The 9172-nt window shown below is 69.3% G+C and carries 7 protein-coding genes and 2 pseudogenes; all 9 read right to left on the bottom strand.

Features of this window, described 5'->3' with window-relative positions; all coding sequences use genetic code 11:
• On the bottom strand, positions 1-1300 hold a 1300-nt coding region (locus ADK36_RS43075), incomplete at its 3' end, for a universal stress protein (protein WP_159391261.1).
• 160 nt (positions 1301-1460) lie between these two features.
• Positions 1461-2093 (bottom strand): potassium-transporting ATPase subunit C, encoded by a 633-nt coding sequence (locus ADK36_RS43070; protein WP_053201498.1) that lies wholly within the window; start codon positions 2091-2093, stop codon positions 1461-1463.
• A gap of 30 nt (positions 2094-2123) precedes the next feature.
• On the bottom strand, positions 2124-4253 hold the full coding sequence (kdpB, locus tag ADK36_RS43065) for a potassium-transporting ATPase subunit KdpB (protein ID WP_199830370.1): 2130 nt from the start codon (positions 4251-4253) through the stop codon (positions 2124-2126).
• Positions 4250-5914, bottom strand: coding sequence for a potassium-transporting ATPase subunit KdpA (gene kdpA / locus ADK36_RS43060; RefSeq protein ID WP_053201496.1), 1665 nt, complete (start codon positions 5912-5914; stop codon positions 4250-4252). Before kdpA ends, kdpB begins: the two co-directional genes overlap by 4 nt.
• Positions 5915-5946: 32 nt before the next feature.
• Complete coding sequence (kdpF, locus tag ADK36_RS45540) at positions 5947-6036, bottom strand: K(+)-transporting ATPase subunit F (RefSeq protein WP_016434100.1); 90 nt, start codon at positions 6034-6036, stop codon at positions 5947-5949.
• A complete protein-coding gene (locus tag ADK36_RS47475) occupies positions 6033-6239 on the bottom strand; it encodes a hypothetical protein (RefSeq protein WP_078916661.1) in 207 nt (68 codons plus the stop codon). Before ADK36_RS47475 ends, kdpF begins: the two co-directional genes overlap by 4 nt.
• Positions 6240-6257: 18 nt before the next feature.
• A pseudogene (locus ADK36_RS47470) lies at positions 6258-7599 on the bottom strand (hypothetical protein).
• Positions 7600-7888: 289 nt separating this feature from the next.
• Positions 7889-8680: an ABC transporter permease gene (locus ADK36_RS43045; RefSeq protein ID WP_053201494.1), complete on the bottom strand. Its 792-nt coding sequence runs from the start codon at positions 8678-8680 to the stop codon at positions 7889-7891.
• Positions 8677-9172: pseudogene (locus ADK36_RS43040) on the bottom strand (DUF4162 domain-containing protein); the annotation flags it as partial. The pseudogene ADK36_RS43040 and the gene ADK36_RS43045, both read right to left, overlap by 4 nt.

The following is a 9172-nucleotide window of genomic DNA, read 5'->3' as shown; positions in this document are numbered from 1 at the left end:
CCGCCGAGGCCAGTGCCGGCAGCAGGCCGCCGAGGAGTGCTGCCGCCACCGTCAGCGACAGGTACAGCAACATGTCGTTGGCGAGGCCGACTTCGGGTGCGACGTGAGTCAACAGCAGGGTGAGGACGACCGGGCCGAGCACGCCGACCAGCCAGCCCCGGATGATCCGCGACCGGCCGAGTCTGGCTCCCCTGGCCACGGGCAGTCCGCGCCCCTTGCCCGCCTCGTCGTGGGTGATCAGGTGGACGTCGAGGTCGGGACCCGAATCGCGGGCGACCGTGGCGCCGACGCCGGGCCCGAACACGTACTGCCAGCTCTTGCGGCGGGAGACACCGAGCACGATCTGCGTGGCGTTCACGCCGCGCGCGAAGTCGAGCAGGGCCTTGGGCACGTCGTCGCCGACGACGTGGTGGAACGTGCCGCCGAGGTCCTCCACCAGCCCGCGTTGCACGGCCAGTTCCTTCGGCGAGGAGGACGTCAGGCCGTCGCTGCGGGCGATGTAGACGGCCAGCACCTCACCGCCGGCGCCCTTCTCCGCCAGCCGCGCGGCCCGGCGGATCAGCGTCCGGCCCTCCGGGCCGCCCGTGAGTCCTACGACGATCCGCTCCCTGGACCCCCATATCGTCGAGACCTCGTGCTCGCTGCGGTACGCGTTGAGGTACTCGTCGACCCGGTCGGCCACCCAGAGCAGGGCCAGTTCGCGCAGGGCGGTGAGGTTGCCGGGGCGGAAGTAGTTGGAGAGGGCCGCGTCGACCTTGTCGGGCTTGTATATGTTGCCGTGCGCCATACGACGCCGTAGCGCCTGTGGCGACATGTCGACCAGTTCGACCTGGTCGGCCCGGCGCACCACCTCGTCCGGCACGGTCTCCCGTTGCCGGACGCCGGTGATCGACTCCACCACGTCGCCCAGCGACTCCAGGTGCTGGATGTTGACGGTCGATATCACGTCGATCCCGGCCGCCAGCAGCTCTTCGACGTCCTGCCAGCGCTTGCTGTTGCGCGAGCCGGGGATGTTGGTGTGGGCCAGCTCGTCCACGAGCGCCACCTGGGGGCCGCGAGCCAGAACGGCGTCGATGTCCATCTCCGTGAAGGACGTACCCCGGTACTCCAGTTCCCTGCGCCGGCTCTGTTCCAGGCCGTGCAGCATCACCTCGGTGCGCGGCCGGCCGTGGTGCTCGACGAACGCGACCACGCAGTCGGTGCCGCGCTCCACCCGCCGGTGCGCCTCGGACAGCATCGCGTACGTCTTGCCGACGCCCGGTGCCGCGCCGAGATAGATCCGAAGCTTGCCGCGTGCCATGTTCACCCTTCGAAGCGGTAGCCGATGCCGGGTTCGGTGCTGGGAAGGCGGGGGTACGTCACGGCCGCCCCGTACGGCCTTCCCGACCGGCGGGCCGATGGTGAACCCGTGGGTCTCTCCCCCCGGCGTCGTCCTCCACGACCGGCACCCGGGTCATCGGTCAGCTGCCCTTGGTCAGTTCCCTGAGCGCGATGTTGAGTTCGAGGACGTTCACCCGCGGCTCCCCGATGAAGCCGAGGGTGCGGCCCTCGGTGTGCTCGTCCACCAGCTTCCGTACCTCGGCGACGGGGAGGCCGTTCTTCTCTGCGACCCGGTGGACCTGGATGTCGGCGTACTGCGGGGAGATGTTCGGGTCCAGTCCGGAGCCGGAGGACGTCACCGCGTCGGCGGGCACCTGGGCCGGCTCGACCTTGTAGTCGGCGGTGGAGTTGTCCTTGACGACCTTGGCCTTCGCCTCCCGCACCCACTTGATCAGCTCCGGGTTGTCCGCGGAACGGTTCGTGGCGCCGGACAGGATCAGCCGGTACTGCGTGTTGACCGAGTTCACGCCCAGTCCGTTGGCCGGGCGCGGCTGGAAGTAGTCCAGGCTGTAGCCCTGTTGACCGATCAGCGAGGAACCGACGACCTTGCCGTCCGCCTTGATCTCCGACCCGTTCGCCTTGTTGGTGAAGAGGGCCTGCGCCACACCTGTGACGGCCAGCGGATAGACGACTCCTGTGAGCAGAGTCAACACCAGCAGCGCCCGCAGTCCCGCGCCGAGCAATCGCCCCGTGTTCACAACGGAGTTGTTCATGATGGTTGTTCACCACGCTTCTGAAAGAAATTACAGGCCGGGGATCAGAGAGATCAGCAGGTCGATGAGCTTGATGCCGATGAACGGGGCCACCAGACCGCCCAGCCCGTAGACGGTGAGGTTCCGCCGCAGCATGCGGTCCGCGCTGACCGGCCGGTACTGCACGCCCTTCAGTGACAGCGGCACCAGCGCGATGATGATCAGCGCGTTGAAGACGACCGCCGACAGGATCGCGGAGTCGGGCGAGGACAGCCCCATGACATTGAGCTTGTCCAGGCCCGGATAGACGGCCGCGAACAGCGCCGGGATGATCGCGAAGTACTTCGCGACGTCGTTGGCGATGGAGAACGTCGTCAGCGCACCGCGCGTGATCAGCAGCTGCTTGCCGATCTCGACGATCTCGATGAGCTTGGTCGGGTTGGAGTCGAGGTCGACCATGTTGCCGGCCTCCTTGGCGGCCGACGTACCGGTGTTCATCGCCACGCCGACGTCCGCCTGGGCGAGCGCGGGCGCGTCGTTCGTACCGTCACCGGTCATCGCGACCAGCTTGCCGCCGGCCTGTTCCCGCTTGATGAGCGCCATCTTGTCCTCGGGAGTCGCCTCCGCGAGGAAGTCGTCGACGCCCGCTTCCTCGGCGATCGCCTTGGCCGTCAGCGGGTTGTCACCCGTGATCATGACGGTCTTGATGCCCATGCGGCGCAGCTCCTCGAACCGCTCCCGCATGCCGTCCTTGACGACGTCCTTGAGGTGGATGACGCCCGACACCCGTGCTCCGTCGGCGTCTTCGACCGCGACCAGCAGCGGCGTACCGCCCGCCTCGGAGATGCGGTTGGCGATCCCGTCCGCGTCCTCGGCGATGGTGCCGCCCTGCTCCCGCACCCAGGCGATGACCGAACCGGCGGCGCCCTTGCGGATCTTGCGTCCGTCCACGTCCACGCCGGACATCCGGGTCTGGGCGGTGAAGGCGATCCACTCGGCACCGGCCAGCTCGCCCTGGTGGCGCTCGCGCAGACCGTACTTCTCCTTCGCCAGTACGACGATGGAGCGGCCCTCGGGCGTCTCGTCGGCCAGCGACGACAGCTGTGCGGCGTCCGCCACCTCGGCCTGCGTCGTCCCGCTCACCGGCACGAACTCGGCCGCCCGGCGGTTGCCGAGCGTGATGGTGCCGGTCTTGTCGAGCAGCAGCGTGGAGACGTCACCGGCGGCCTCGACCGCGCGGCCCGACATCGCCAGGACGTTGCGCTGGACCAGCCGGTCCATGCCCGCGATGCCGATCGCGGAGAGCAGGGCACCGATGGTCGTGGGAATCAGGCAGACCAGCAGGGCGACCAGGACGACCATGGTCAGGTGGGTGCCCGCGTAGTCCGCCAGCGGCGGCAGCGTGGCGCAGGCGAGCAGGAAGACGATCGTCAGCGAGGCCAGCAGGATGTTCAGCGCGATCTCGTTCGGTGTCTTCTGCCGGGCCGCGCCCTCGACCAGGTTGATCATGCGGTCGATGAAGGTCTCGCCGGGCTTCGTCGTGATCTTGATGACGATGCGGTCGGAGAGGACCTTGGTGCCGCCGGTGACGGCCGAACGGTCACCGCCGGACTCACGGATGACGGGCGCCGACTCACCGGTGATCGCCGACTCGTCGACGGACGCGACACCCTCGACGACGTCACCGTCGCCGGGGATGACGTCGCCCGCCTCACAGACGACCAGGTCACCGATCCTCAACTCGGTGCCGGGCACCCGCTCTTCTGCGGACCCGTCGAGCCGCCGGGCCACCGTGTCCGTCTTGGCCTTGCGCAGGGTGTCGGCCTGGGCCTTGCCCCGCCCCTCGGCGACGGCCTCCGCCAGGTTGGCGAAGATCACCGTCAGCCACAGCCAGACACTGATCGTCCAGCCGAACCAGTCGCCCGGGTCCGTGAAGGAGAAGACGGTGGTCAGCACCGACCCGATCCACACCACGAACATCACGGGAGACTTGACCATCACCCGCGGGTCGAGCTTGCGGAACGCCTCCGGCAGCGACTTGACCAGCTGCCTCGGATCGAAGAGGCCCGCGCCGACACGGCCCTCGGGAGACTTGTGCCCGGTGGGTAGGTCGCTGTGCGGCGCCCGGGTCGGTGTGGCTGTGGACATCGAGTCCTCGTGATTCGTTACGTCGGTGGTCATGACGCCAGCCCCTCGGCCAGCGGCCCCAGCGCCAGGGCAGGGAAGTACGTCAGACCCGTGATGATCAGGATCGCGCCCACCAGCAGGCCCGTGAACAGCGGTTTCTCCGTACGCAGCGTGCCCGCGGTGGCCGGCACCGGCTTCTGCTCGGCCAGCGATCCGGCCAGGGCCAGCACGAACACCATCGGCACGAAACGGCCGAGCAGCATGCACAGACCCAGCGTGCTGTTGAACCACTGCGTGTCCGCGTTCAGACCGGCGAAGGCCGAGCCGTTGTTGTTCGAGGCGGACGTGTAGGCGTAAAGGATCTCGGAGAATCCGTGCGCCCCGCTGTTGGTCATGGAGTTCGCCGGGGTCGGCAGCGCCATCGCGAACGCGGTGAAGATCAGCACCAGCGCCGGGGTGACGAGGATGTAGCAGGCCGCCAGCTTGATCTCACGGGTCCCGATCTTCTTGCCCAGGTACTCGGGCGTACGGCCCACCATCAGACCGGCGATGAACACCGCGATGATCGCCATGATCAGCATGCCGTAGAGGCCGGAGCCGGTACCGCCGGGCGCGATCTCGCCCAGCATCATGCCGAGCATGGTGATGCCGCCGCCGAGGCCGGTGAAGGAGGAGTGGAAGGAGTCCACCGCACCGGTCGAGGTGAGGGTGGTCGACGTAGCGAAGATCGCCGAAGAACCGACGCCGAAACGGACCTCCTTGCCCTCGTACGCCCCGCCCGCGATGTCGAACGCCGGGCCGTGGTGGGCGAACTCGGTCCACATCATCAGGGCGACGAAGCCGACCCAGATGGTGGCCATCGTGGCGAGAATCGCGTAGCCCTGCTTCACGCTGCCGACCATGAGGCCGAAGGTGCGGGTCAGCGCGAACGGGATGACGAGGATCAGGAAGATCTCGAAGAGGTTCGAGAACGGGGTGGGGTTCTCGAACGGGTGGGCGCTGTTGGCGTTGAAGTAGCCGCCACCATTGGTGCCGATCTCCTTGATGGCCTCCTGCGAGGCGACCGCACCGCCGTTCCACTGCTGCGAGCCGCCCGTGAACTGCCCCACCTCATGGATGCCGGAGAAGTTCTGGATCGCGCCGCAGGCGACCAGCACGACCGCGGCGACGGCCGCCAGCGGCACGAGAATGCGGACGACACCCCGCACCAGGTCAGCCCAGAAGTTGCCGAGTTCACCTGTACGCGAGCGTGCGAAGCCCCGGACGAGCGCCACCGCGACCGCGATGCCCACGGCCGCGGAGACGAAGTTCTGAACGGCCAGTCCGGCGGTCTGCACGACGTGGCCCATGGCCTGCTCGCCGTAGTACGACTGCCAGTTGGTGTTGGTGACGAACGAGACGGCGGTGTTGAACGCCTGGTCCGGGTCGATGGCGGAGAAGCCGAGCGAGCCGGGCAGGACGCCCTGGAGCCGCTGGAGGGCGTAGAGGAAGAGAACGCCGACGACGGAGAAGGCGAGGACGCCGCGCAGGTACGCGGTCCAGCGCATCTCGGTGTCGGGGTCGGCGCCGATGCCCTTGTAGATCCACTTCTCGACCCGCCAGTGCCGGTCGGAGGAGTAGACCTTGGCCATGTGGTTGCCAAGGGGAGCGTAGGCGAGCGCCAGGGCTGCGATCAGAGCGAGCAGCTGGAGCACGCCGGCGAGGACGGGACCCATGTCGCCCGCTGCGGTAGCAGCTGTTGTCACGGTCAGAACCTCTCCGGGAAGATCAGGGCGAGGACGAGATAGCCCAGCAGGGCGACGGCCACGACGAGGCCGACGATGTTCTCGGCGGTCACAGCTTGGTGACCCCCTTGGCGACGAGAGCCACCAGCGCGAAGCACGCGATCGTGGTGACGACGAAGGCCAGATCGGCCATCGTGAACTCCTGGAGTGAGGTTCGACCGGACAGGGACGCTTCGAGGAAACAGCCTTCGTGGCCGGATCCGGCCGGCGTTGACGGGTCCCTTACGGCGCACCGCGCGCTCTTGACGGGACCCATACGCGGGCCGCGGCGAGGTCAGGACAGGCGGAACCGGAGTCGGCAGATCACCGCGTCGGTCTCCCGCCGTACGGGCTGCGCGACCACGGCGCCCCGCTGGTTCTGCAGGAGCCGCTGCCACATCCGCTCCGGCTCCGTCTCGGGGATCAGGACCGTGACCCGGGTGGCCGGCTCGGACGCCATGACCTCCCGGACGTAGCCGGCGATGGGGTGGCCCAGACCGCGCCGCTCGCAGGTCAGCCGCACCAGGGGCACCCCGGGGTCCCACTCGGTCCAGGACCGCTCCAGGGCGTGCAGGGCGGCGCGGTCCTCGACGGAGAACTCGACGTCGCGGCTGCGCAGTGACGTCACCGCCGCCCAGCCCGCCGCCAGGGGCGTCCGCAGGTCGTGGCCGACGGCCCGCAGCAGGGCCGTACTCATCCGGTCGGCGGCCTTCACGGGCTCGACCTCGGCGGCGGCCTCGGCGAGCCGGGCCCGCTCCACCGCGGACCCGACATGCGCGGCGAAGGCGGCGAGGACACGCCGCTCGGACGACGACAGGGTGCGGCCCCGCAGCACCAGGAAGGCACCGGGGCCCGCCGGTACGGTGGTTCCGCCCGCGGCATGGGTGGCATCGGGTCCCGAGGCCCGTCAGGAACCGTTCCAGGCGGCCGCGGCTGGCGCCGAGCACGAGCTGGGTGGCGTTCTCGGCACGGTAGGTGTTGAGCGCCTCGTCGGCCCGGTCGGCGGTCCACAGCAGCGCCAGTTGCCGCAGCGCGCTCAGATTGCCGGGCCGGAAGTAGTGGGCGAGGGCCGCGTCGATCGTCTCGGGCGCGTAGATGTTGCCGTGCGCCAGACGGCGCCGCAGCCCTTCGGGCGGGATGTCGACGAGCTCGACCTGCTGGGCGCGTCGTACGACGTCGTCCGGCACCGTCTCGTGCTGCGGCACCCCGGTGATCTTCTCGACCACGTCCTTGAGGGACTCCAGGTGCTGGACGTTGACCGCCGTGATGACGTCGATGCCCGCGGCGAGCAGCTCCTCGATGTCCTGCCACCGCTTGGGACTGCGGCCGCCGCCGGGGATGCCGCTGTGGGCGAAGTCGTCGACGATCGCGACCCGCGGCCGGCGGGCGAGCACCGCGGGGAGGTCCATCTCCTCGAACTTCCCGCCCCGATAGGCGCATTGGGCGCGCGGCACGATCTCCAGACCGTCGAGCATCGCCTCGGTCCGCGGACGGCCGTGGCACTCGGCGAACACCACCACCACGTCGGCCCCGCGGCCGGCCCGGCGCCGCCCCTCGTCGAGCATGCGGTACGTCTTGCCCACCCCTGGGGCCGCCCCGAGGTAGACCTTCAGCCGTCCGCGCGGTACGTCGTTCATCAGTTCTCAGCGAACCGCTCCCCGGGCCGCCGGGCAGGCATCTTGACGCTTCCCTGGCGCCGCCCGGGTGGACGTTGACACCGTCTTGACAAGGACGGGCGTTGTGCTGGCGCAGGGTCTTCCGCCGGTCGGTGCCGACGCGGACCGGGCCCGGCGGGCGGCCCGAACGCCGACGGGGCGGCGCACTCCGACGTGGTGTCGGCGTACGCCGCCCTGAGGCGGTGCGAGTTGAGGCGGTCCGAGTTGCGGCGGTGCGAGTTGCGGGAGGCGGCCCGCGCTGTCATGGCGGTCAGTTCGGGTCGCGGTCGAACACCGACTTCGACCAGAAGTAGCCGAGCGCGGTGAGGGCCAGGCACCAGGCGACCGCGAGCCACCCGTTGTGGCCGATCTCGGTGCCGAGCAGCAGCCCGCGCACGGTCTCGATGGCCGGCGTGAACGGCTGGTACTCGGCGATCGGCTGGAACCAGCCCGGCATCGCGTCGACCGGGACGAAGGTGCTGGAGATGAGCGGCAGGAAGATCAGCGGCATCGCGTTGTTGCTGGCCGCCTCGGCGTTCGGGCTGACCAGGCCCATCCCGACGGCGATCCAGGTCAGCGCCAGGGCGAACAGCACGAGCAGCCCGAACGCGGCGATCCACTCCAGAGCCGTGGCATCCGTGGAACGGAAGCCGATGGCCACGCCGACGGCGCCGACCAGCACCACGCTGATGACCGCCTGCAACACACTGCCGACGACGTGCCCGATGAGCACGGAACCACGGTGGATGGCCATCGTGCGGAAGCGGGCGATGATGCCCTCGGTCATGTCGTTGGAGACGGACACCGCGGTACCGATCGTGGTGCTGCCGATGGTCATCAGCAGGAGACCCGGTACGAGGAACGCGATGTACTCGGAGCGATCGGCGCCGCCCCCGCCGATGCCCGCGCTCATCGTGTCTCCGAAGATGTACACGAACAACAGCAGCAGCATGATCGGCGTCAGCAGCAGGTTCAGGGTCAGCGACGGGTAGCGCCGCGCGTGCAGGAGGTTGCGGCGCAGCATCGTGGAGGAGTCGCGTACGGCGAGGGAGAGGGAGCTCATCGGGCAGCCTCCTTGGGCTGGTTGGGCTCGTTGGGCTCGTTCGACTGGTCGGGCCCGTTCGGCTGAGTCGGCACGGTGCTGCCCGTCAGGGCGAAGAAGACGTCGTCGAGGTCGGGGGTGTGCACGGTCAGCTCGTCCGCTTCGACGCGGGCCGAGTCCAGCCGGTCGAGGATGGCGCGCAGTTCGCGCTGGCTGCCGCCGCTGGGCATCTCCAGCGTCAGTGCCTCGTCGTCCCTGCTGACTTCGTGCAGGGCCAGGACGGCGCTCTGGTACGCCACCGGGTCGGCGAAGCGCAGTCGTACGTGGCCGCCGGGGACGAGGCGCTTCAGTTCCTCGGCGGTGCCCTGGGCGACGAGCTTGCCGCCGTTGAGGACGGCGATACGGTCGGCGAGCTGGTCGGCCTCCTCCAGGTACTGGGTGGTGAGGAAGACGGTGACGCCGTCGGCGACCAGCTCGCGGATGATCTGCCACATGTTGTGCCGGGAGCGCGGG

This window comes from Streptomyces viridochromogenes, assembly GCF_001270495.1.
In the GTDB taxonomy this organism is placed as follows: domain Bacteria; phylum Actinomycetota; class Actinomycetes; order Streptomycetales; family Streptomycetaceae; genus Streptomyces; species Streptomyces viridochromogenes_A.
Note: the sequence above shows the minus strand (reverse complement) of the source record. Positions and strands in the feature narration are given on the sequence as shown.

Coding starts and splice junctions, on each gene's coding strand:
- kdpA (WP_053201496.1), bottom strand. CDS start 5,914: ATGGGTCCCGTCCTCGCCGGCGTGCTCCAGCTGCTCGCTCTGATCGCA.
- ADK36_RS47475 (WP_078916661.1), bottom strand. CDS start 6,239: ATGGGTCCCGTCAAGAGCGCGCGGTGCGCCGTAAGGGACCCGTCAACG.
- kdpB (WP_199830370.1), bottom strand. CDS start 4,253: ATGACCACCGACGTAACGAATCACGAGGACTCGATGTCCACAGCCACA.
- ADK36_RS43045 (WP_053201494.1), bottom strand. CDS start 8,680: ATGAGCTCCCTCTCCCTCGCCGTACGCGACTCCTCCACGATGCTGCGC.
- ADK36_RS43070 (WP_053201498.1), bottom strand. CDS start 2,093: ATGAACAACTCCGTTGTGAACACGGGGCGATTGCTCGGCGCGGGACTG.